Annotated in this window: 1 pseudogene; it reads left to right on the forward strand. The window is 59.5% G+C overall.

Going from position 1 to position 884, the window contains the following annotated elements:
* Positions 1 to 228: 228 nt before the first annotated feature.
* Positions 229 to 800 (forward strand): annotated as a pseudogene (locus tag ACK8OU_RS20330) (IS5 family transposase); the annotation flags it as partial.
* Positions 801 to 884: the final 84 nt, after the last annotated feature.

An 884-nucleotide genomic window follows, 5' to 3' on the forward strand; every position in this document is an offset into this window, starting at 1 on the left:
TGGCAGGAGATGGCAAAACGGTCATTCCGTCGCTTCTCGAACCTGGTGTGTGGACCGGCTTGGCTTCGGCCAATGTCTAGGGGCCGATGAGGTGGAAGCGCGCGAAAATCCATCGAGCTCGCGGCGAAGACATTGTCCAGCCGCATCAGGAAGCCGGATATACGTCAGCAGTTGTGACCGACGAGCCTGATGCAAGCCGACCTGTTGCAATCGGGCGGGTGGGACGGGACGCTGGGTCGCCTCCACGAGGAACTCTACGTGAAATGCCGCGAAGCGATGGACCGCGAAGTCAGTCCGACAGCCTGCATCATTGATAGTCAGAGCGTCGAAAGCGCCGAAAAAGGGGGATACGCATCGACCCGTGCGGGTATGATGCGGGCAAGAAGATCAAGGGCAAGAAGCGCCACATCCTCGTCGATACGGTAGGGCTGCTGCTTCATGCGCTGGTTCATCCGGCCGACATTCAGGATCGCGACGGCGGCGTGCTGGTCCTCAACACGCTGTTCGGGCGCTATCCCTTTTTGAAGAAGCTGTTCGCCGATGGCGGCTATCAGGGGCCTGTCTTCGCCAAGGGACAGAAGAAGGCCATGCCGGGCCTTGCGACCGAAATCATAAAGCGCTCCGACTGCGCCAAGGGCTTTAAGGTTTTGCCGCGCAGATGGGTTGTCGAGAGGACCTTCGCCTGGCTGGGACGCTGCCGCAGGCTGGCCAAGGACTTCGAGAACCTGTCGCGCAACGCCCTTGCGTTCCTCAAACTGGCGTCGATCCGACTTATGCTCAGAAGGCTCTGCTCGAACTAAAAAACTTTCCGGACCGACTCTTACGCTCGAATCGCGTCGAGCCCGGTCATCTCACGGCCCATGATGAGCGTCAGTACCTCATTG

The organism is Pontitalea aquivivens, from assembly GCF_046507575.1.
Lineage (GTDB): Bacteria > Pseudomonadota > Alphaproteobacteria > Rhodobacterales > Rhodobacteraceae > Pontitalea > Pontitalea aquivivens.